The sequence below is a fragment of the Streptomyces sp. NPDC091209 genome (assembly GCF_044757755.1).
GTDB lineage: Bacteria > Actinomycetota > Actinomycetes > Streptomycetales > Streptomycetaceae > Streptomyces.
In genome coordinates this window covers 223,210-243,873 of record NZ_JBIVVR010000010.1, presented here as the reverse complement: position 1 = coordinate 243,873, position 20,664 = coordinate 223,210, and the positions used below count along the sequence as shown (strand labels likewise).

Annotated in this window: 20 protein-coding genes; 6 read left to right on the top strand and 14 right to left on the bottom strand. The window is 71.6% G+C overall.

Annotation, left to right across the window (positions count from 1 at the left end):
• Positions 1-135: 135 nt before the first annotated feature.
• Genes pcaD through ACIQRL_RS28300 form a run of 7 tightly spaced genes read right to left on the bottom strand, consistent with a single transcriptional unit; the run spans position 136 to position 6,596 of the window.
• Positions 136-1,278 carry a 3-oxoadipate enol-lactonase gene (gene pcaD / locus ACIQRL_RS28330; RefSeq protein WP_401336839.1) on the bottom strand — a complete coding sequence of 381 codons (1,143 nt, stop codon included), beginning with the start codon at positions 1,276-1,278 and terminating at the stop codon, positions 136-138.
• Complete coding sequence (gene pcaB, locus ACIQRL_RS28325) at positions 1,275-2,624, bottom strand: 3-carboxy-cis,cis-muconate cycloisomerase (RefSeq protein WP_401336837.1); 1,350 nt, start codon at positions 2,622-2,624, stop codon at positions 1,275-1,277. Before pcaB ends, pcaD begins: the two co-directional genes overlap by 4 nt.
• Complete coding sequence (gene pcaG, locus ACIQRL_RS28320; protein WP_401336836.1) at positions 2,621-3,184, bottom strand: protocatechuate 3,4-dioxygenase subunit alpha; 564 nt, start codon at positions 3,182-3,184, stop codon at positions 2,621-2,623. Before pcaG ends, pcaB begins: the two co-directional genes overlap by 4 nt.
• Entirely contained in the window at positions 3,181-3,957 is a 777-nt protein-coding gene (gene pcaH / locus ACIQRL_RS28315; protein WP_401336834.1) for a protocatechuate 3,4-dioxygenase subunit beta, read from the bottom strand. The genes pcaG and pcaH overlap by 4 nt, the downstream gene beginning before the upstream one ends.
• A 10-nt stretch (positions 3,958-3,967) precedes the next feature.
• Positions 3,968-5,170, bottom strand: a complete 1,203-nt coding sequence (locus ACIQRL_RS28310; RefSeq protein ID WP_401336832.1) for a thiolase family protein — start codon at positions 5,168-5,170, stop codon at positions 3,968-3,970.
• On the bottom strand, positions 5,167-5,814 hold the full coding sequence (locus ACIQRL_RS28305; protein ID WP_401336831.1) for a CoA transferase subunit B: 648 nt from the start codon (positions 5,812-5,814) through the stop codon (positions 5,167-5,169). The genes ACIQRL_RS28310 and ACIQRL_RS28305 overlap by 4 nt, the downstream gene beginning before the upstream one ends.
• Positions 5,814-6,596, bottom strand: coding sequence for a CoA transferase subunit A (locus ACIQRL_RS28300; protein WP_401336829.1), 783 nt, complete (start codon positions 6,594-6,596; stop codon positions 5,814-5,816). Before ACIQRL_RS28300 ends, ACIQRL_RS28305 begins: the two co-directional genes overlap by 1 nt.
• Positions 6,597-6,866: 270 nt before the next feature.
• Between ACIQRL_RS28300 and ACIQRL_RS28295 the strand changes: the two genes are divergently transcribed.
• Complete coding sequence (locus tag ACIQRL_RS28295) at positions 6,867-7,331, top strand: MarR family winged helix-turn-helix transcriptional regulator (protein WP_401336827.1); 465 nt, start codon at positions 6,867-6,869, stop codon at positions 7,329-7,331.
• Positions 7,332-7,454: 123 nt separating this feature from the next.
• Here ACIQRL_RS28295 and ACIQRL_RS28290 read toward each other — a convergent pair whose 3' ends face one another.
• Both ACIQRL_RS28290 and ACIQRL_RS28285 read right to left on the bottom strand, forming a co-directional pair.
• Complete coding sequence (locus ACIQRL_RS28290) at positions 7,455-8,423, bottom strand: DUF3048 domain-containing protein (RefSeq protein ID WP_401337047.1); 969 nt, start codon at positions 8,421-8,423, stop codon at positions 7,455-7,457.
• Between the two features lie 177 nt (positions 8,424-8,600).
• The gene (locus tag ACIQRL_RS28285) at positions 8,601-9,671 is read right to left on the bottom strand and encodes an ATP-dependent DNA ligase (RefSeq protein ID WP_401336825.1); all 1,071 of its coding nucleotides are present in this window, start codon (positions 9,669-9,671) and stop codon (positions 8,601-8,603) included.
• A gap of 74 nt (positions 9,672-9,745) precedes the next feature.
• Between ACIQRL_RS28285 and ligD the strand changes: the two genes are divergently transcribed.
• Together ligD and ACIQRL_RS28275 are read left to right on the top strand one after the other, a co-directional pair.
• On the top strand, positions 9,746-10,777 hold the full coding sequence (gene ligD / locus ACIQRL_RS28280) for a non-homologous end-joining DNA ligase (RefSeq protein WP_401336823.1): 1,032 nt from the start codon (positions 9,746-9,748) through the stop codon (positions 10,775-10,777).
• Between the two features lie 479 nt (positions 10,778-11,256).
• On the top strand, positions 11,257-12,294 hold the full coding sequence (locus ACIQRL_RS28275) for a LacI family DNA-binding transcriptional regulator (RefSeq protein WP_401336821.1): 1,038 nt from the start codon (positions 11,257-11,259) through the stop codon (positions 12,292-12,294).
• A gap of 294 nt (positions 12,295-12,588) precedes the next feature.
• On the opposite strand, the gene ACIQRL_RS28270 is transcribed toward ACIQRL_RS28275, so the two are convergent.
• Positions 12,589-13,380 (bottom strand): VOC family protein, encoded by a 792-nt coding sequence (locus tag ACIQRL_RS28270; RefSeq protein ID WP_401336819.1) that lies wholly within the window; start codon positions 13,378-13,380, stop codon positions 12,589-12,591.
• A gap of 271 nt (positions 13,381-13,651) precedes the next feature.
• On the opposite strand from ACIQRL_RS28270, the gene ACIQRL_RS28265 reads away from it, so the two are divergent.
• Complete coding sequence (locus ACIQRL_RS28265) at positions 13,652-13,897, top strand: WhiB family transcriptional regulator (protein ID WP_401336818.1); 246 nt, start codon at positions 13,652-13,654, stop codon at positions 13,895-13,897.
• A gap of 450 nt (positions 13,898-14,347) precedes the next feature.
• On the opposite strand, the gene ACIQRL_RS28260 is transcribed toward ACIQRL_RS28265, so the two are convergent.
• From ACIQRL_RS28260 to ACIQRL_RS28250, 3 genes are all read right to left on the bottom strand, one after another.
• On the bottom strand, positions 14,348-15,325 hold the full coding sequence (locus tag ACIQRL_RS28260) for an acyl-ACP desaturase (RefSeq protein WP_401336816.1): 978 nt from the start codon (positions 15,323-15,325) through the stop codon (positions 14,348-14,350).
• Between the two features lie 213 nt (positions 15,326-15,538).
• Positions 15,539-16,315 (bottom strand): dimethylargininase, encoded by a 777-nt coding sequence (gene ddaH, locus ACIQRL_RS28255; RefSeq protein WP_401336814.1) that lies wholly within the window; start codon positions 16,313-16,315, stop codon positions 15,539-15,541.
• A gap of 136 nt (positions 16,316-16,451) precedes the next feature.
• Positions 16,452-18,086, bottom strand: coding sequence for an ABC-F family ATP-binding cassette domain-containing protein (locus tag ACIQRL_RS28250; protein ID WP_401336812.1), 1,635 nt, complete (start codon positions 18,084-18,086; stop codon positions 16,452-16,454).
• 318 nt (positions 18,087-18,404) lie between these two features.
• Here ACIQRL_RS28250 and ACIQRL_RS28245 point away from each other — a divergent pair, with 318 nt between their 5' ends.
• Positions 18,405-19,091: a GPP34 family phosphoprotein gene (locus ACIQRL_RS28245; RefSeq protein ID WP_401336811.1), complete on the top strand. Its 687-nt coding sequence runs from the start codon at positions 18,405-18,407 to the stop codon at positions 19,089-19,091.
• 153 nt (positions 19,092-19,244) lie between these two features.
• Complete coding sequence (locus ACIQRL_RS28240; protein ID WP_401336810.1) at positions 19,245-20,081, top strand: isocitrate lyase/phosphoenolpyruvate mutase family protein; 837 nt, start codon at positions 19,245-19,247, stop codon at positions 20,079-20,081.
• Between the two features lie 25 nt (positions 20,082-20,106).
• On the opposite strand, the gene ACIQRL_RS28235 is transcribed toward ACIQRL_RS28240, so the two are convergent.
• Positions 20,107-20,523, bottom strand: coding sequence for an SsgA family sporulation/cell division regulator (locus ACIQRL_RS28235; RefSeq protein WP_401336808.1), 417 nt, complete (start codon positions 20,521-20,523; stop codon positions 20,107-20,109).
• Between the last annotated feature and the right edge of the window lie 141 nt (positions 20,524-20,664).

Genomic DNA, 20,664 nt, shown 5'->3' with positions numbered 1-20,664 from the left:
GGCGGGGCACAGCCGGCCGCGAGGAGCCGGCGAGCCGAACCGTACGGGGTGGTCGAGCCCGGGTGGCGCGCCCCCGTTCGCCGACGGCACTTCGAGTGGGGTCGAGCCGGGGTGACGCCCCCCCGGTTGGCAGGTTCACCCCGAGTGGGGTCCTTCCCCCGGGTCCTCCTCCGCCAGCACCCGCTGGGCCACCGCGAACGCCGAATTGGCCGCCGGGACACCGCAGTAGACCGCCGTCTGCAACAGCACCGCGCCGATCTCCTCCGGGGTGAGCCCGTTGCGCCGGGCCGCGCGGACATGCATCGCCAGTTCGTCGAGATGGCCGTGCGCCACCAGCGCGGTCAGCGTGATCATGCTGCGCTCGCGGCGCGTCAGCGTCGTATCGGTCCAGATCTCGCCCCAGGCGTAGCGCGAGATGAAGTCCTGGAACCGGGCCGTGAACGGGCTCTGGCGCGCCTGCGCGCGGTCCACGTGCGCGTCGCCGAGAACCTGACGGCGCACCTCCATGCCACGCCGGGCGCCTCCCGCCGAGAAGTGCGCCCGCAGGGCCGTCAGGACGGCCTCCGGGCACTGCGCGGGCGCCAGGTGCGAGGCGCCCGGGATCTCGACGAGCGCCGCGCCCTGCACCGCGTCCGCGATCTCCCGCAGATGCGCGGGCGGTGTCGCGGGGTCCTCGCGGCCCGCGATCAGCAGCGTGGGCACGGTGATCGAAGCGAGTCGGTCCCGGATGTCGAACGCGGCCAGGGCGTCGCAACAGGCGGCGTACGCCTCCGGGTCGGCGGCGCGGTGGTCCTCGACCAGCTCAGGCACGGAGAATCCCGCGGTGAACCACCGGGTTTCGGCGGTCGCGGCGACAGGCCCCAGGCCTTCGCGGCGCACCAGTTCGGCCCGCTCCTCCCACGGCTTCGACCCGTTGAAGTGGGCCGAGGAACAGATGACGGCGAGGGACGAGAGCCGCTCGGGGTGGTGGACCGCGAGGTGCAGGCCCACCGCGCCGCCCAGCGACACGCCCGCGTACGAGAAGCGCTCGATGCCCAGGGAGTCGGCGAGTTCCAGTACGAGCGCGGCCAGGTCGGCGACCGTCGCCCCGGGGCCGATCAGGCCGGCCGGTGAGCCGCCGTGCCCGGGAAGATTCCAGCGCACCACCCGGTGGGTGACGGACAGTTCGGGTGCGACCCTGTCCCACAGGGCGTACGAGGTCCCGAGCGAGGGACCGAGGAGCAGCGGGGGAGCGGTGGCGGATCCCTCGGAGCGGTGGGTCAGCAGTCTCGCGGTCAACGTCGCTCCAGAGCACGGTCGGTGAGGACTCCGGCGGAGCCCGTGTAGTGGTTCGGGTCGGTGAGGTCCGCGAGGTCGACGCCCGGCAGGTCCTTGAGATCCGGCTCCTCGCCGAGGACCTCCGCGAGGGGCCGCCGCTCGACGACGGCCCGCTCGGCGGCGCGCGTCAGCAGCTCCTTGGCACGCGCCCTGCCGAGGACGGGGGCGAGTTCGGCGGCCAGCCGTTCGGACACGATCAACCCGTGGGTGAGATCCAGGTGTTGACGCATCGCCTCGGCGTTCACCCTTAGTCCTTCGGTCAGTTCGGCCGCGTCACGCGCCGCCCCGCCGACCAGCCGGAGCAGATCGCGCAGGGGTTCCCACTCGGCGTGCCAGGCCCCGGCCGGCCGCTCGTCCTCCGCCGCCATCGCGCCGTACAGGGTGGCCGCGAGCAGCGGAGCGCGCCGGGCCGCGGCGGCCACGAGGGTGGCCCGCACCGGGTTCGCCTTGTGCGGCATCGCGGACGAACCGCCCCCTGCCCCCTCGGCCAGCTCGGCGATCTCCGTGCGCGAGAGGGTGAGTACGTCGACGGCCGTCTTGCCGAGCGCGCCGGCCGTGAACGCCAGCGCGCCGGCCAGGTCGGCGATCGGCGTGCGCAGGGTGTGCCAGGGCAATGCGGGCTCGGCGAGGCCCAGTTCGCGGGCGTACGCGGCGGTCAGGGCCCGGGTGTCGTCCGCGCCGAAGGCGGTGAAGGCGGCCAAGGTGCCTGCCGCGCCGCCGAGTTGAGCGGGCAGGGCGGACCGTACGGCGTGCAGCCGGTCCCTGGCGTCGAGCACCAGCGACCGCCACCCCGCCGCCTTCAGCCCGAAGGTCGTCGGCACCGCGTGCTGGGTGAGCGTGCGTCCCGGCAACACGGTGTCCCGGTGTTCCGCCGCGAGGCGGGCCAGCGCCCGCCCGGTCCGGTCCAGGTCGCTCAGGACCAGGTCCAGGGTGCGGGCCGCGACGAGCATCGCGGCCGAGTCCAGGATGTCCTGACTCGTCGCGCCCCGGTGGACGTACGGGCCGAACTCTGCGGCGACGGCGGCCGTCAGGTCCGCGACCAGGGGAATCACCGGATTGCCGCCGCCCCGGGCGCGCAGCGCGATCGACGCGAGGTCGAAGTCCGCGCCACCGGCCGCGAAGGTCACGGCCGTCGCGGCCTCGGCCGGGACCAGTCCCAGTGCGGACTGGGCCCGGGTCAGCGCGGCCTCCGCGTCGAGCAGGGCCCGCAGGTACGCGGTGTCGCTCGTCGCGTCCGACGCCGGGGAACCCGCCCGGCCGGGAGCGAGCAGACCGGTGTCGGACGCGACGGGGTCGGCAGCTGTCACTGGAACTCCAGGAAGACCGTTTCGCCTTCGCCCTGAAGGCGGATGTCGAAACGGTACGTCCGCGGCGCGTCCTCGGCCGCGATCAGCGTGGCGCGCCGCTCGGCGGGCAGCCCGTCGAGCAGCGGGTCCGTGCCGTCGGCCAGATAGGCGCGGGTGAACAGGTGGTGCGTCAGTCCCCGCGCGAACACGCACACGCCGATGTACGGCGGTCCCGCGTTGCCGGGCGGCAGTGTGCGCAGCGCGTAGTGGCCGTCGGCGTCGGTGGCGACGCGGCCGTAGCCGGTGAAGTCGATGCCGTTGCGGCCGAGGAAGCCGCCCGTCGAGGGGTCGCGGCGAAGCGAGCCGGGGGCGCCGGTGAGGGAGCCGTCGGGGGCGGCCTGCCAGAAGTCCAGCAGGGCGTCGGGGACCGGGGCGCCCGCGCCGTCGAGGACGTGGCCGTGCAGGGTGATCGTGTCGGGGTGACCCTGGGGCGCGATGTCGCCGCCGCCGGGGAAGGGCAGCGCGTGGCCGTAGAACGGGCCGATGGTGTGGGAGGGGGTGGGGAGCAAGCGCTCGGTCATGATCGACGGCCTTCCTCGATCCAGGTGGCGGAGGGACCGTCGAGGACGATGTCCCACTCGTAGCCCAGGGAGAACTCGGGCCGCGAGAGTTCATGGTTGTAGGCGGCGATCAGCCGGTCACGGGCCGCCTCGTCCGTCACGGACCGCAGGATCGGGTCGTAGCGGAAGAGCGGGTCGCCCGGGAAGTACATCTGGGTCACCAGCCGCTGGGTGAACGCCGTGCCGAAGACCGAGAAGTGGATGTGCGCGGGCCGCCACGCGTTGGCGTGATTACCCCACGGGTAAGGTCCCGGCTTGACGGTGGTGAAGGTGTACCGGCCCTGATCGTCCGTCAGAGTGCGCCCCACACCGGTGAAGTTGGGGTCGAGCGGCGCCGGGTGCTGCTCGCGCAGATGGGCGTACCGTCCCGCGGCGTTGGCCTGCCAGATCTCGACGAGCTGGCCGCGCACCGGACGGCCCTCGCGGTCGAGCAGCCGGCCCGAGACGGTCATCCGCTCACCGATCGGCTCGCCCCGGTGCTGGAGTGTGAGGTCGTTGTCGATCTCGGTGATGTCGGTGACCCCGAAGACCGGCCCGGAGAGTTCGACCGTCTCCGGGTCGCCGCCGCTCACGGCGACCAGCGGCTGCTTCGGGTGGCGGAGCCGGGAACTGCGGTACGGGGGGTAGTCGCGCGCGGGGTGGTGGCGTACGGGCGCGCCGCCGGCGACCGCCTTGTCGTACGCGTCCTGGAGATCCTTGATCTCGACGTCGATGTCCGACTGAGTGAGAGCCATGGTCGACTTCCTAGCGTTCGAGGACGAGGGCGAGGCCCTGGCCCACGCCGATACAGAGGGTGGCGACGCCAACACCCGTGCCCTTGCGGGCGAGTTGGTGGGCGACGGTTCCGGCGAGCCGGGCACCGGAGGCGCCGAGGGGGTGGCCGAGGGCGATGGCGCCGCCCTGCGGGTTGAGGATCCCGGTGTCGAACTCGGGCCATTCGGCGACGCAGCCGAGGACCTGGGCGGCGAAGGCCTCGTTCAGCTCCAGAGTCGACAGATCGTCAAATCTCTTGCCCGACCTGGCGAGTGCCCGGTTCACGGCCTCGACGGGGGCGAGCCCGAAGTACCGCGGGTCGACGGCGGACACGCCGGTCGCCGAGACCCGGGCGAGGGGTTCACGGCCGGTGGCCTTCAGCCCCTCCGCGTCCACCAGTAGCAGGGCCGCGGCTCCGTCGTTCAGGGGTGAGGCGTTGCCCGCTGTCACCGTGCCCGACTCGGTGCGGAAGGACGGCTTCAGCCGGGCCATGGCGTCGAGGGACGCGTCGGCGCGTACGCATTCGTCCGCGTCGAACACGACCGGGTCGCCCTTGCGCCGGGGAAGGGTCAGCGGGGCGATCTCGGCGTCGAACAGGCCCTCCGCCCGGGCTCGGGCCGCCTTCCGATGGCTGGCGAGGGCGAACTCGTCCTGCTGCTCGCGGGTGATCTCGTGCTTGTCGGCGATGAGTTCGGCGGATTCGCCGAGCGGGATCGTCCACTGCGGGTCCATCCGCGGATTGACCATGCGCCAGCCGAGGGTCGTGGAGTACAGCTCGGCGTGCCCGGCGGGGAACGGCCGGTCGCTCTTGGGCAGGACGTAGGGCGCGCGGGTCATCGACTCCACGCCGCCCGCCAGGGCGATCGAGGCGTCGCCGAGCGCGATGGCGCGGGCCGCCTGGATGACGGCTTCGAGTCCGGAGGCGCACAGCCGGTTGACGGTCACGCCCGGCACGGAGGTGGGCAGACCGGCGAGAAGGGCGGCCATCCGTCCCACGTTCCGGTTCTCCTCGCCCGCGCCGTTGGCGTTGCCGAAGTACACGTCATCGATCAGCGCCGGGTCCAGGCCGGGGGTCCGGGCGAGGAGTTCACGGATGGCGTGGGCCGCGAGGTCGTCCGGGCGGACGGCGGCGAGCGAGCCGTTGTACTTGCCGACCGGCGTCCGGACGGCATCGACGATGTAGACGTCTCTCACGACGGGACCCCCTCGGCGACACGGACGTCGGCGGCGGTCTTCGCCGCGATCTCCTCGGCCGTGACACCCGGCGCGGTCTCCACCAGGAGCAGACCCTCGGCCGTGACGTCGAGGACGCCCAGGTCGGTGATGATCCGGTTCACGCACGCCTTCCCGGTGAGCGGCAGCGCGCACTCCTCAAGGATCTTGGGCGAGCCGTCCTTGGCGGTGTGGGTCATCACGACGATCACCGTGCGGGCGCCGTGGACGAGGTCCATCGCGCCGCCGATGCCGGTGATCATCTTGCCGGGGACGGCCCAGTTGGCGAGATCGCCGCCGGCCGAGACCTGCATCGCGCCGAGCACGGCGACGTCGATGTGCCCGCCGCGGATCATCCCGAAGGACAGCGCGGAGTCGAAGTACGAGGCGCCCGGCAGGACCGTGACGGTCTCCTTGCCCGCGTTGATGAGGTCGGGGTCGACCTGGTCCTCGGCCGGGTAGGGGCCGGTGCCCAGGATGCCGTTCTCCGACTCCAGGATCACCTCGACGCCCGCGGGGAGGTGATTGGGGATCAGCGTCGGCAGGCCGATGCCGAGGTTCACGTACTGGCCGTCCGCGAGTTCACGCGCGGCGCGGGCTGCCATCTCTTCCCTGCTCCAGGCCATTACTCGCTCACCGTTCCGTCCGCCGCGGACGCCGAGACCGTCCGCTTCTCGATCATCTTGGCGTTCGCCTGCTCGCGGGTCAGAGCTACGACGCGCTGTACGAAGATGCCCGGCAGATGCACCGCGTCCGGATCGATCCCGCCCGGCTCCACGAGTTCCTCGACCTCGGCGATCGTCACCCGGCCCGCCATCGCGGCCAGCGGGTTGAAGTTCCGGGAGGACTTGTTGAAGACGAGATTGCCGTGCCGGTCGCCCTTCGCGGCGCGCACCAGGGCGAAGTCGGTGCGGATGCCGTGCTCCAGGACGTACGGGGTGCCGTCGAACTCGCGCACCTCCTTCGGCGGGGAGGCCACGGTGACGCCGCCCCGGCCGTCGTACCGCCACGGCAGCCCGCCGTCGGCGACCTGCGTGCCGACCCCGGCGGGTGTGTAGAAGGCGGGGATCCCGGCGCCGCCCGCGCGCAGCCGCTCGGCCAGCGTGCCCTGCGGGATCATCTCGACCTCCAGCTCGCCGGCCAGGTACTGCCGGGCGAACTCCTTGTTGCCGCCGATGTACGAGCCGGTGACCCGGGCGACGCGTCCGGCGGCGAGCAGGGTCGCGAGCCCGGAGTCCATGGCCCCGCAGTTGTTGGAGACCACCCCGAGCCCCTGGACGCCACGCTCGTGGAGCGCTTCGATCAGCACGTTCGGTACACCGCTGAGGCCGAATCCGCCGACCGCGAGCGTCGCGCCGTCCGGTACATCGGCCACCGCCTCCAGTGCCGTGGCGACCACCTTGTCCATCCGTGAAGCCTCATCTCTCCCGAGTGCCCAGCGGCCGAATTAATCAGGGCACTGATTAATTGTCCGAGGTTTCCGACACGCTGCCACCCAGAGTTCGCTCCGTCAAGACCCCAGATGGGGGAGGGGATCAACAGGACGTCCGGGGTGTCGGAGGTCGGGACAGCCGACCGGGAGGGCGGGTATCGTTCAGTGCACCGATGAATTCGATGCATCAACGCCTACGACCCTGGTGCCGCGGTCACCAGCGCGTACCGGACCCGAGGAGCGCACATGGCCGCGGTGGACCTCTCCACCCACCCCGGGCACCTGGCCCGGCGACTGCAGCAGGCGCACTACCTGCTGTGGAACACGATGGTCTCCGAGGAGACCACCTCGCCCCAGTTCGCGGTCCTGAACGCCCTCGTCGCCGAGCCCGGCCTCGACCAGCGGACGGTGGGGGAGCGGGTCGGGCTCGACCGGTCCACGATCGCCGAGGTCATCAGCCGGCTCGGGCGCCGCGCCCTGCTGGACAAGGTGCGTGATCCGCAGGACGGACGGCGCTTCCTGCTCCGCCTCACGGACGACGGGCTGCGGGTCCACCGCAAACTGACCGTCCGCACCGCGCGGATGAACCAGGTCCTCCTGGCCCCCCTCTCCGCCGACGAGCAGACCCTCTTCTTCGACCTCATCCAGCGGGTCTCGGACGCCGCCGAGGGTCTCCGCCACCCTGCCGAACCCCTCGGCGCGCGGCGCTGAGGGGTTCGGCAGGGCGAAGCGGCCGTGGCCCCGGCGCGGGGGCCTGGATGCCGGGCCTGCGGGAGCCCGCCCGGGGTGTGGTGCGGACGCGGGGCCGGTGGGGGTCGGACCCCGCTCGCCGTCTCACGCCTTGGCGAAGACCACCCACACCTGGCCCTTGGCGAAGTTCATCGGCGCGCCGTCCGGGGTCGTGAACCGCGTGCCGTCCGCCGCTTCGGGCCGCGTCCAGTTCGCGTCGTAGGAACGGCCGTCGCGCAGCACCTTCGCCGTGCCCGAGCCCACCGACTCCGTGTACGGCGTGTTGTTGCCGAGGACGTCGTGGTACTTGGAGGTGCGCACCTTCACGTACTGGATGACCACCGTCGCCGGTGCCACCGAGGTGCCGTCGGTCGTCACGGTCGGCGTGCCGTCCATGGCCACCAGCCAGCGGTCGCGGTCGGCGGACCAGGTGAAGGTGAAGCGGGCCGAAGGGAAGCGGACCGTGCGGGAGGTCTCGGGGGTGCCGCCCGCGGGCGCCGCACCGAACCGGAATCCCGTGGTCAGCGCGGTGTCGCCCGGCGCGGACCCCACAAGCCGCTGCGGGCGCAGATACAGATTGTGCGGCGCCGCCTTGCCCGCGCCCCGGTACCAGGCGTCGGACACCTTCCCCGGCGGCTCGGGATTCAGGGGAGCGCTGTCGATCAGCGGCAGCAGCCTGCGCTGGGCCCCGGAGAAGGCGAGCGTCGGCTCGTGGAACTGTCTCAGCACCTCCAGATCCGACTCGCGGGCGCTGCGTACGGGTCCGACGGCCTTGGGCAGCGTGCTCGCGAAGATCGCCATCAGCCGGCTGAGGCCGCCCTCGACCTGCTCCGCGTACACCACGTCCGCCGCGTCGAGTCCCGTCTGGGGGCGGGCCTCGGGCACATTGTCGATCTTCACCGCGAGTACCGAGCCGGCGTTCGAGAGGCCGTTCCCGGTGTCGCTCGGGCTCGGGGTCCGGCCCCGGCCGTCGTCGGCCCGTCCGCCCCCCGAGGTGCAGCCCGTCATCAGGGAGCCCGTCACCGTGACGGCCAGCAGCGCCGCCGTCCATGCGCCGCGCCGTATTCGCACCATCTGTCGCCTGCCCACCGTGCCACCTGTCCCGTGCCATCGATTGTGCGCTCATCAGTTCATCGGTGCTCGTACCCGATCGTTTCTGGCTGCGCGCGTCGACTGAGGTGATCGGCTCCGCGGGATGATCCGGGCCGGGCGAAACGGAATCGCGGACGGAACCGTTCCGGGCCCGGCGCGTCAGTCCTGCGGGCCCAGGATCTCCGCGAGGTCGTAGCCGACCGGCTCGTCCAGTTGTCCGTACGTGCAGCTCTCGGCGGTGCGGTCGGGGCGCCAGCGGCGGAAGCGGGCCGTGTGGCGGAACCGTGCCCCGTTCTCCATGTGGTCGTACGCCACCTCGGCCACCCGCTCCGGCCTGATCGGGATCCAGGACAGGTCCTTCTTCGCCGACCATCTGCTGGGCGCGCCCGGCAACCGCGCCGTCTCGTGCGCGGACTCCTGCGCCCAGGCCGCCCACGGGTGCTCGGCCGCGTCCTCCAGCCGCAAGGGCTCCAGTTCCTCCACCAGTTCCGCGCGGCGCTTCATCGTGAACGCGGCGCTCACGCCCACGTGCTGCAGCGTGCCCCCGCTGTCGTACAGGCCGAGCAGCAGCGACCCGACGACGGGTCCGCTCTTGTGGAAGCGGTAACCGGCGACGACGACGTCCGCCGTCCGCTCGTGCTTGATCTTGAACATGGCCCGCTCGTCCCGCAGGTACGGCAGCGTGAGCGGCTTCGCCATGACCCCGTCGAGCCCCGCCCCCTCGTACTGCTCGAACCACCGCCGCGCCACCTCGCGGTCCGTGGTCGCCGGCGCCACGTGCACCGGCGCGGTCACCCCGGACAGCGCCGTCACCAGCAGTGCGCGCCGGTCGCCCAGCGGAACGTCGAGCAGCGACTCGTCGGCCAGTGCCAGCAGGTCGAAGGCCACGAACGAGGCGGGCGTCTTCTCGGCCAGCATCCGCACCCGTGAGTCCGCCGGATGGATCCGCTCGGTGAGCGCGTCGAAGTCGAGCCGTCCGTCCCTGGCGATCACGATCTCCCCGTCCATCACACAGCGCTCCGGCAACCGCTCCCGCAACGCCTCGACGAGCTCGGGGAAATACCTGGTCAGCGGCTTTCCGGTGCGGCTCCCGACCTCGATCTCCTCGCCGTCGCGGAACACGATGGCCCGGAAGCCGTCCCATTTGGCCTCGTAGTGCATGTCCGGCGGGATCTTCGCCACGGACTTGGCGAGCATCGGTTTCACGGGTGGCATCACCGGCAGGTCCATGCTTCGATTCTGCGCGGCGGCGCGGGCATCCGCCCGGTGTGCGTGGTCCGCGCGGTGCGCTTACCGTGGCTCGCATGGGCGATGCTGTGGAACTCGAAGCGGCCGGCAGGAGCGTACGGCTGTCCAGCCCGGACAAGATCTTCTTCCCGGAGCGCGGCTTCACGAAGCTGGACCTGGCCCAGTACTACCTGGCCGTCGGTGACGGCATCCTGCGCGCTCTCCGCAACCGCCCCACCACTCTGGAGCGCTACCCCGACGGAGTGACCGGCGAGTCCTTCTTCCAGAAGCGGGCGCCCAAGAACATGCCCGACTGGATCCCGACCGCCCACATCACCTTCCCCAGCGGCCGGAGCGCCGACGAGATGTGCCCCACCGAGCCGGCGGCCGTGCTGTGGGCCGCGCAGTACGGCACGCTCACGTTCCACCCGTGGCCGGTCCGCCGCGACGACGTGGACCGCCCCGACGAACTGCGCATCGACCTCGACCCGCAGCCGGGCACGGACTACGCCGACGCGGTGCGCGCCGCCCACGAACTGCGCGAGGTCCTCCACGAGTACGGCGACCTGCGGGGCTGGCCCAAGACCTCCGGGGGCCGCGGGCTGCACGTCTTCGTGCCGATCCAGCCGCGCTGGACCTTCACCCAGGTGCGCCGGGCCGCCATCGCCGTGGGGCGCGAGCTCGAACGCCGTATGCCCGATCGGGTGACCACCGCGTGGTGGAAGGAGGAGAGAGGCGAAAAGATCTTCGTGGACTACAACCAGACCGCGCGGGACCGCACCATCGCCTCCGCCTACTCCGTACGTCCCCGCCCGCACGCCCCCGTCTCCGCGCCGCTGCGCTGGGACGAGGTGGAGGACGCCAGACCCCGGGACTTCGACCTGGCGACCATGCCGGGCCGCTTCGCCGAACTCGGCGATGTGCACGCCGACATGGACGACCACGCCTTCTCGCTGGAGGCCCTGCTGGAACTCGCCAGCCGCGACGAGCACGACCACGGTCTCGGCGATCTCCCGTACCCGCCCGAGTATCCGAAGATGCCGGGCGAGCCCAAACGGGTCCAGCCGAGCCGAGCCAAGCACGAGGACGCCCGGCCGCCGAGCGGCTGACCACCGGCGGCCGGACCGCCCGCCCGGGCGCGATCCCCGTGCGGCCGGATCCCGCGGTGCGCCTCGGCTGCGGGCGGCGACACCCGCGGTGCCTGATCCGGCGAGCCCTCCGGCGGCAAATTCGGTGCGCTGCACGTGAGTTGGGTGAGCGTCGTCATGCGCAGCTCGGCGTCCGCCGCGCGGTCCGTGATGTCCCACAGGGGCGGTGTCGCCTCCGCGCCGAACGGGTCGGCGCGGTCTCCCGTGGCCATGGCACACCCTCGCCACTGACCACGGCATGCCGAACGCCACGGACAACGGGCCTCGGTCGGACCGCCGTACGCCCGATGCCGGACGTCCGGCGGCCCAGGGTCGGCCCCTTCCGCCCAGGGGCCCTCGATGTGATCGGTTCGAGCCGCTCCCGGTGATCGGGGAGCGCTCTCACGGAGCGGCGGTCGCGCGGTTATCCTGATCCGCATCCGCCGAGGAGGTGCCCTGAGGTGACCGAGACAGTGTCGCGCCCCACGCTGGAGGCCGTGGCCGCGCGCGCCGGGGTCTCCCGGGCCACCGTGTCGAGGGTCGTGAACGGTGGGGACGGGGTCCGTGAGCCGCTCGTCGAGCGGGTGCGCCGGGCCGTCGAAGAGCTCGGGTACGTGCCGAACCAGGCCGCACGCAGCCTCGTCACCCGGCGCCACGACGCGGTCGCCGTCGTGATCGCCGAGCCGGAGACCAGGGTCTTCGCCGACCCCTTCTTCGCACTCCAACTCCGGGGCATCAGCAAGGAACTGACGGCGCACGACTCACAGCTCGTCCTGCTGCTCACGGAGGGCCGCGACGACCACGCCCGCGTCGCACGCTATCTCGCCGGAGGCCATGTCGACGGCGCGCTCGTCTTCTCGCTGCACCTCGACGACCCGCTGCCCGGCCTGATCCACGGCGCGGGCGTGCCCACGGTGTTCGGCGGGCGGCCCGGCTGGGGCGAGGGAGACCGCGAGGCGGTCTACGTCGACTGCGACAACCGGGGCGGTGCCCGGCAGGCCGTACGGTACCTCCTCGGGCTCGGGCGGACGCGTATCGCCCACATCACCGGCGCCCTCGACCAGACGTCAGCGGTCGACCGGCTCGACGGCTTCCGGGACGTCATGGCCGACGCCGGTCCGGAGGTCGTCGCGCAGGGCGATTTCACCCCCGCGGGCGGCGAACGCGCGATGCGGGAGCTGCTGGAGCGACGCCCCGACCTGGACGCGGTGTTCGTGGCGAACGACCTGTCGGCCCTCGGCGTGCTGCGGGTGCTGCGTGAGCACGGACGACGGGTGCCCGAGGACGTCGCCGTGATCGGTTTCGACGACATGCTGCCGATCGCCGAGCAGACGGATCCGCCGCTGACGACGGTACGTCAGGACATAGAGGAAATGGGCCGGTTGATGGCCCGGCTGCTGATCCGTGGCCTGGAGGGCGGGGCGGACGCGGAAGGACCGGCGTCCGAGCCCTCCGGCGTGGTCCTGCCGACGACGGTGGTCCGAAGGGCTTCCGCGTAGAGCCCCGCTCGGCGGAGGCCCGACGGGCCTCGCCGGAGGTCTCCTCACTCCCGGCGACACCAAGACGCTGGGGACCTCGGCGAGTTGAGCCCGGGTGCGGGCCGACCGGCCGCCCCCGCGGCATCGGCGGATCGTCGCGATCGCACCGATTCCCTGGGCGGTCGGCCCGCACCCGAACCCTGCTCGGCCGGGTGAGGTCTCGACGGGGCACATAAGGGTGACGCCCCCTCGGGGCGCGTAAGCGTGACGGCATCGGCGGGACTCCATGTGCCCGGGGCCCGCCGATCGGGGACGTCAGCTCTGCTGCGGTGCGCTCTTGATCACCGCGAAGCGGGCCCCGTACGGATCGGCGAGCTTGGCCATGCGGCCGACGCCCTCCATGTCCGTCGCGGGCATACGGACCGTGCCGCCGAGCTCCTGGGCCTTGGCCACCACGGCGTCGGTGTCGGGGACCTCGACGTACGGCAGCCAGTACGCGCCGGACTTCGCCTCGACCGGGTCGTCGGCGAGCGGCATCACACCGCCGAACATGCTCTCCTCCTCGGTCCCCTCGGGGTTGATACAGGTGTAGGTGCCGCCGGGGAACGGAACCGCCGAGGTGTTCCACCCGAAGACCGCGTTGTAGAACGCGGCGGCCGCCGCGATGTCCGGGGTGTAGAGCTCGACCCAGCACAGCGATCCCGGGTCCCCGGCCAGGCCCAGCCCCTTGGTCCGGCCCGGCTGCCAGATGCCGAAGGTCACGCCCGCCTCGTCGGCGAGCATGGCCATGTGGCCTTCGCCCATCACGTCCATGGGCGGCATGAGCACCGTGCCCTTGGCCTGCTCGACCGCCTTGGCCGTGGCTTCGGCGTCCGCTGTCTGGAAGTAGACGTTCCAGGACGGCGGTCCCTGCTCGTCGGTGATCTGCATGCCGCCGGCCACGGTCTTCCCGTCGACCTGGAAGAAGCCGTAGCCACCGGCGTCCGGGCCCGCCGACTGGAACTGCCAGCCGAAGAGGCCTCCGTAGAAGGAAGTGGCGCCCTCGATGTCGGCCGTGCCGACATCCAGCCAGTTCGGGGCACCGTTGACGAAGCGAGTGGTGAGCATGATTGCCCTCCTTTGGGGGGTCCCGTTGCCTTTGATGCCGAGTCTTCCACCGCCCACTGACAATCGCCGTCGAGACGCGCAAACCACCCCGGAGCCAAGCCCCTCACTACTCTCGGTGTCCACCACGATTCGCACTGTTCTTGTCTTTCCCCGCGCGCCGCCGTGCCCGGGGCCCACCCGCGGGGCCATCATCGAGGCCGCCAGGAGCCTTGGTACACGGCGTTGATCCTGTGTTGATCGAACGTTTTTCGCCGCGAGGCACGCTCTGACCATGTACTCGGAAACCATCACTCCGTCCGACCTCGCCTGGCAGGAGCAGGCGTTGTGCGCGCAGACGGGGGCGGACTTCTTCTTTCCCGAGCCGGGCAGCTCGGTGCGCGAGGCGAAACGCATCTGCGGGATGTGCGTGATGCGTTCGGCGTGCCTCGACTACGCCCTGAGCAACGACGAACGCTTCGGCGTGTGGGGCGGACTCTCCGAGAAGGAGCGCCTGGGCCTGCGACGCGCCATGGACTGACGCGAGCCTCGTCACCGGTGGCCGCGTGACGCGGTGGGCGCCCGTCGCCCGCACCGGGACATCGGGTCCGGCGCGCCACCGCCGACCGGCACGATCACCCCATGGACCGGACCGCGCAGCGGATCGTCGAAAGCCTGCTCAACGCTCTCGACCCGCCGTGGCCGTGGCGGTCGCGACCGTCACCCGTACGGGCTGGGCCGCCCCCTGGCGGAACACCTCAGAGAACTGCGCCGCCACCCCGTACCCGACGTCAGGGACGCCGCACCGAACCGGCCGACGGCACCGGAGTGAGCGGCTGCCCCACGCCGCGTCGGCCGACGCGGGTCCGGGCACGCGCGAGCCCCCGGATCACGTCCCGCGCGAGGCGGGGCGGCGTGAGCCGGGGGCGAGGTACGGGGCCGCGTGGTTCGTACGGCTCGGCTACGGAGCCGCGCGCTCGCGGGGGCGGGGCTACGCGTTCGCGCGGGCCGCCATGCGGGCCTTGCGGGTGGCGAGCTTCTCGTCGAACTTCGAGGCCTCCGCGTCGAGACCGCCCATGAAGAAGCCGAGCTCCTCCTGGGCCTTGAGGCCCTCGGGGCCCAGGCCGTCCATCTCCAGGACACGGAGGTGGCGCAGCACCGGCTGGAGTACGTCGTCGTGGTGGATACGCATGTTGTAGACCTCGCCGATGGCCATCTGCGCGGCCATGCGCTCGAAGCCGGGCATGCCGTGACCGGGCATCCGGAAGTTGACGACGACATCGCGGACGGCCTGCATGGTCAGGTCGGGGGCGAGCTCGAACGCGGCCTTCAGGAGGTTGCGGTAGAAGACCATGTGCAGGTTCTCGTCGGTCGCGATGCGCGCCAGCATGCGGTCGCAGACCGGGTCGCCCGACTGGTGGCCGGTGTTGCGGTGCGAGATGCGGGTCGCGAGCTCCTGGAAGGCGACGTACGCGACCGAGTGCAGCATCGAGTGGCGGTTGTCCGACTCGAAGCCCTCGCTCATGTGCTGCATACGGAACGCTTCGAGCTTGTCCGGGTCCACGGCGCGCGAGGCGAGCAGGTAGTCGCGCATGACGATGCCGTGCCGGCCCTCCTCCGCCGTCCAGCGGTGCACCCAGGTGCCCCAGGCGCCGTCACGGCCGAACAGGGAGGCGATCTCGTGGTGGTAGCTCGGGAGGTTGTCCTCGGTGAGGAGGTTGACGACCAGCGCGATGCGGCCGATCTCGGTGACCTTGGACTGCTCCTTGTCCCAGGCCTCGCCGTCCTCGAAGATCCCGGGGAAGTTGCGGCCGTCGCTGAAGGGCACGTACTCGTGCGGCATCCAGTCCTTGGCCACCTTCAGATGGCGGTTCAGCTCGGTCTCGACCACTTCCTCCAGCGCGTACAGCAGACGAGCGTCGGTCCAAGCGGCTGACGGGCTGCCGAGGTCGGGAGAAGTGATCGTCACGGGTGCTCCAGGGAGGGACGGGACAGCGAGCGGAACAACTAACCTACGGCATCGTAGGCTACGTCTCCGTAGGTTACGCCTCCGTAGGTTAAGAACCCTGTAAAGGTCGCTGATCAGCGGTGTTACAGGCGAGGGCGCGCACTTCCCGGCCCGCGCCGGGGGAAGCCCTGGACGTCGAGGCTCCAGGGCCGGACGGATGTATCGGTCGCTCGTTCAGACGTACAGCTCCCGAAGTCTTACTGAGAGACACGTCACACAGCCTTCGAGCTTCTCGAATTCGCCGATGTCCACCAGGACCGGTTCGTGGCCGAGATCCGCGAGCAGTTCCGCGGTCTTCGGGGCGCCCGACGACATCAGGAGCTTGCCGCCACCCAGGAGGACGACGTGTGCCCCGGACTCCTCCGGGACCGCCAGGAAGCGCGGGAAGAGCGAGGGGGTGTCCACGAGCGGCTCGTGCCCGATCACCGTGCCGTCGGGCAGCGCGGTGACCGCCGACTTCAGATGCAGGACCTTGCTGACGGGAACGGCGACGACCCGCGCCCCGAGCGGTTCGAAGACCGCACGCAGCTGCTGGACCCCGGCCGCGTTCGTCCGGCCGCCACGGCCCACATAAATGGTGTCGCCGACCTTCAGGATGTCGCCGCCGTCGAGGGTGCCCGGCTCCCAGATCCAGTTCACCGAGCAGCCGAGCCGGGCCACGGCCTCCTCGACCCCCGGAGTCTCGGCGCGGCGGGACTCGGCGCCGGGGCGGGCGATGAGGGCGACATTGCGGAAGACGACGACGGCGTCCTCGACGAACACCGAGTCCGGACAGTCCTCGGCCGGGTCCACCTCCACGGTCTCCCAGCCGTGCGTGCGCAGCGCCTCGGTGTACGCCTCCCACTGCTCGACCGCGAGGTCGACGTCCACCGTCGTGCGCTCCATGTGCGTGACCAGCCCCTCGGCGAGGCGGGGGCTGGGCCGGCGTACGAGCGCTTTCTGACTGGGCACGGGTGGGTCTCCGAATCGGCAGGGGGTGTCGGCGCAACATCATGCAGCGCGATTCGCGCGCGCAGAAGCCCCCCGGCCCGACGCCGGGGCACCGGCACCGCCCACCCCCGACGCTAGGCCGCCCCCGCGCTCCGCACTATGAGGAATACCCGACAGTTTCCGGCGCGATTTCTTTCAGTTCTCCTCCTTCCAGCAGCAGCCGTCGCGTGATGCCGATCGACTCCAGGAACGGCATGTCGTGGCTGGCGACGATCAGCGCACCTTCGTACGACTCCAGGGCCGTGGTGAGCTGGCGGACACTCGCCACGTCGAGGTTGTTCGTCGGCTCGTCGAGCATCAGGAGCTGCGGCGCGGGGTCGGCCAGCATCAGCGCGGCGAGGGCCGCGCGGAAGCGTTCGCCGCCGGACAGCGTCTCCGCCCGCTGGTCGGCCTTCGCGCCCTTGAAAAGGAAGCGGGCGAGACGGGCCCGGATCCGGTTGTTGGTGGCGGCGGGCGCGTACCGGGCCACGTTCTCGGCGACGGTCAGCGTGTCGTCGAGAACGTCGAGTCGCTGCGGCAGGAAGCGCAGGGGAACATGGGCGCGGGCCTCACCGGACACGGCGTCCAGCTCCCCGGCGATCGTCCGCAGCAGCGTCGTCTTGCCCGCTCCGTTGCGCCCGATCAGCGCGATCCGTTCGGGTCCGCGCAGATCGAACACACCGTCCACCCGCGCGCCGTACCGCAGTTCCAGCCGGTCGAGTGTGAGGACGGTGCGCCCCGGTGGTACGGCCGTGTACGGCAGGTCGATGCGGATCTCGTCGTCGTCCCGTACGGCCTCCACCGCCTCGTCGAGACGGTCCTTCGCCTCGCTGAGCTTCTCCTCGTGCATGATCCGGTGCTTGCCCGCGGACTCCTGGGCAGCCCTCTTGCGCGCGCCCATGACGATCTTCGGCTCGCGCTTCTGCTCGAACATCTTCTGGCCGTACCGCTTGCGCCGGGCCAACTTGAGCTGCGCGTCGACCAGTTCGCGTTTCTGTTTCTTCAGGTCGGACTCGGCGACGCGCACCATGCGCTCCGCCGCCTCCTGTTCGCCGGCGAGCGCCTCCTCGTACGCGGAGAAGTTCCCGCCGTACCAGGCGACCTCGCCGGAGCGCAGATCGGCGATCTGGTCGACCAGGTCCAGCAGTTCGCGGTCGTGGCTGACCACGACCATGACTCCGGACCAGGCCTCGACGGCCGCGTACAGCCGTTGTCGCGCGTACAGGTCGAGGTTGTTGGTGGGTTCGTCGAGCAGGAGGACCTCGGGCCGGCGCAGCAGGAGCGCGGCCAGTCGCAGGAGCACCGACTCGCCGCCGGACACCTCGCCGATCGTGCGGTCCAACTCGATGTGCCCGAGACCGAGTTCGCCGAGGGTCGCGCGGGCCCGCTCCTCGACGTCCCAGTCGTCGCCGACGACGTCGAAGTGCTCCTCGGCCGCGTCGCCCGCCTCGATCGCGTGCAGGGCGGCGCGGACGGCGGAGATGCCGAGTGCCTCGTCGACCCGCAGGGTGGTGTCGAGGGTGACGTTCTGCGGCAGATGGCCGACCTCGCCCGCGACCCGGACCGTGCCGTCGGCCGGGGTGAGGTTTCCGGCGATCAGTTTCAACAGGGTTGATTTTCCGGACCCGTTGGAGCCGACCAGCCCGGTGATGCCGGGTCCGAAGGTGATCTGGAGGTCGTCGAAGACCTCGGTGCCGTCCGGCCAGGCGAAGGACAGGGAGGTACAGGTGATGGAGGTGGGTGACGCTGACATGAGTGCCTCGCGGTTGCTGGATGCGGTCGGGGGTACGCGTACGGGACACCGCGAGGCGACGACGATCCAGTTCGGAGGAGAGCGAGAAGTCGGAGGAGAGCGAGAAGAGGGATCCGCACCCGAGGACGGCTCGAACGCCGAGGTCGCACGCTGCGCACACGCGGGCCGGACAGGACCGGCTGTGTGTGACGCGGTGTCTCAGACCTCAGACGAGCAACGTCCTTCTCCATTCGACGGCAACAGAACCGCTGTACACCGTACGGGCGGCCCATTGGGCTGTCAAAGGATTAACGCGCCCCGACGAACCAAGGAGACCTCGTGCCGAACGGCCCGCTCTCGTTGCCCGCCCGGCTCTACCTCCTGGCCTGGGACACCTCGAAAAGGAAGATCACCGGATCCACCCACCTCCACCACCTGGTGCGCGCCGGAGCCCTCACCGAGCTCGCCCAGCGCGGGCTGCTCGTCGACGACGACGGCATCGTCACGCCCGTGGACCCCGACTCCCGTACGGGGGACCTCGTCCTGGACGGACTCCTGGAGCTCGTCTTCGAGTCCCGGCCCCGCAGGTGGAAATCCTGGGTCACCTCGCGGGCCAGGGTCACCCTGGACGCCGTACGCGCCCAGCTCGCCGCCGAGGGGTATCTGCGGGCGGAGAAGAAGCGGGTCCTCGGGCTCTTCCCCTCCGTGGAGTACGAGCTCGACCGGGTGCCCGCCGTGGAGGCCCTGCGCGCGGAGGCGCGACAGGTGCTGGAGGGACCGGTGCCCGTCGCCGACGTCGGTGACCGCGAGGCGGCCCTCGTGGCCCTCGCCACCGCGGCCGAGCTCCGCACCCTCGCGTCGCCCAAGGAGCGCAAGCTCCACAAGGCCCGCATCGACGAACTCACCGAACGCGGCGGCGCGGCTGCTCCGGCCCTGCGGAAGGTCATCCAGGAGGTCCGTACGGCGGTGATCGTGGCGGCCACGACGGCCTCGGCCACGGCCGCGACGGCGACCACGACGAACTGAACGGACGCGGGCGCACCCGGGAACGCGGGTTCCCGGGAGCAGCGCCGTCCCCCCGAGGCACGCGGCCCCGGAGAGCGGAGAGCGGCGCGCGGTGCCACGTACACGTCGGATTCCTGCCAGCCCCGTCTCGCGGCCCGTGTTTGGCTTGTGTCCATGACCGACACCGAGCAGCTCCGCGCGTCCGCCCTCGCCCTCCGTGCCCTGCATGTGCCCGGCCGGCCCCTCGTCCTGCCGAACGCCTGGGACGGGGCGAGCGCCCGGATCGTCGAGGAGGCCGGCGCGGCGGCGGTCGCGACGACCAGCGCCGGGCTGGCCTGGGCGCTGGGCACGGCGGACGGGGACCGGCTGGACAGGGCGGACGCGCTCGCGGCCGTGGCCCGGATCGCCGCCGTGGTCCGGGTGCCGGTCAGCGCCGACATCGAGAGCGGATACGCGCCCGACGCCCAGGGTGTGGGGGACACCGTCCGCGCGGTGCTGGCGGCGGGCGCGGTGGGCGTGAACATCGAGGACGCCCTCTACGCGGAGGGTGCCGGGCCGCTGCGCGCGGTGGAGGAACAGGCGGAGCGCATCGCGGCAGTCCGTGCGGCCGCCGACGCGGCGGACGTGCCGCTGTTCGTCAATGCCCGCATCGACACGTTCCTGCGCGGCGCCGGCGGGGTGGACGAGACCCTTCGGAGGGCCGCCGCCTACCTCGACGCGGGAGCCGACGGCGTCTTCGTCCCCGGAACCGTCGATCCGGTGATCGTGAAGGCGCTCGTCGAGGGCATCGAGGGCCCCTTGAACATCCTGGTGGGCCCGGGAGCGCCGTCCGTCGACGAGCTGGCCGCACTCGGGGTGGCCCGGATCAGCGCGGGTTCGAGTATCGCGGTGGCCGCGCACTCCCTGGTCATGCGTGCCGCGCGGGAGCTGCTGGGCACGGGGACCTACGAGACCCCGGCCGGCGGCCTCGACTACGCGGGGCTCAACGCCCTGATGGGCCGTGCCGGCTGACGGCGCGGAAGGGACCGGCGCCGCTTCAGCAGGTGCCCCGCATGAGCTCCGCCAGATCGTGGTCCAGGTCCACCTGGAGGTGCTCCAGGCCGACCGGCACCAACTCGGTCGTCTGCTGCAGGAAGTTCCGCACCTCGCCCGAGCGGATGTGCACCACGGCGGTGCCCTCGGGGGCGTGGAACTCCAGCACGGTGCGGTCGTATCCGTAGGGCCGCACCCGCACGTCGCCGTATCCCACCGAGTCGTCGAGGCCCGACACGAGCAGCTCGCGGGCGAAGGTCCAGCAGACCTCCACGCCTTCGAGCGTGGCGGGGGCGGGGAAGGTCATGCGGACGGCGAACGGGTCGGTCCGGTCGTAGTGGAGCGTGGCCGGAATGCTCGGCATCCGCGGCGCGGCGGCGACGAGGCGGGCCTCTACGGGCTGCTCGATGACGGTGGACAACGCCTTGCTCCCTTGTGACGGCTGAACGAACTCCGGGCGGATGAAGCCGGTCAATTGAAGAGACGGAAGAATGACCCGGCGCGTGCACCTCTGGGCCGAGTGACCTCTGTCACCGAGTGTTGCACCGGGGAGATCCACTTT

Excerpts from the sequence above, each read along its gene's own strand:
- ACIQRL_RS28300 (WP_401336829.1), bottom strand. The coding sequence starts at position 6,596 with ATGGACAAGGTGGTCGCCACGGCACTGGAGGCGGTGGCCGATGTACCG.
- ACIQRL_RS28270 (WP_401336819.1), bottom strand. The coding sequence starts at position 13,380 with ATGCTCACCACTCGCTTCGTCAACGGTGCCCCGAACTGGCTGGATGTC.
- ACIQRL_RS28305 (WP_401336831.1), bottom strand. The coding sequence starts at position 5,814 with ATGGCCTGGAGCAGGGAAGAGATGGCAGCCCGCGCCGCGCGTGAACTC.
- ACIQRL_RS28285 (WP_401336825.1), bottom strand. The coding sequence starts at position 9,671 with ATGGACCTGCCGGTGATGCCACCCGTGAAACCGATGCTCGCCAAGTCC.
- ACIQRL_RS28240 (WP_401336810.1), top strand. The coding sequence starts at position 19,245 with ATGACCGACACCGAGCAGCTCCGCGCGTCCGCCCTCGCCCTCCGTGCC.
- ACIQRL_RS28295 (WP_401336827.1), top strand. The coding sequence starts at position 6,867 with ATGGCCGCGGTGGACCTCTCCACCCACCCCGGGCACCTGGCCCGGCGA.
- pcaH (WP_401336834.1), bottom strand. The coding sequence starts at position 3,957 with ATGGCTCTCACTCAGTCGGACATCGACGTCGAGATCAAGGATCTCCAG.
- ACIQRL_RS28250 (WP_401336812.1), bottom strand. The coding sequence starts at position 18,086 with ATGTCAGCGTCACCCACCTCCATCACCTGTACCTCCCTGTCCTTCGCC.
- ligD (WP_401336823.1), top strand. The coding sequence starts at position 9,746 with ATGGGCGATGCTGTGGAACTCGAAGCGGCCGGCAGGAGCGTACGGCTG.
- ACIQRL_RS28290 (WP_401337047.1), bottom strand. The coding sequence starts at position 8,423 with ATGGTGCGAATACGGCGCGGCGCATGGACGGCGGCGCTGCTGGCCGTC.
- pcaG (WP_401336836.1), bottom strand. The coding sequence starts at position 3,184 with ATGACCGAGCGCTTGCTCCCCACCCCCTCCCACACCATCGGCCCGTTC.
- ACIQRL_RS28265 (WP_401336818.1), top strand. The coding sequence starts at position 13,652 with ATGTACTCGGAAACCATCACTCCGTCCGACCTCGCCTGGCAGGAGCAG.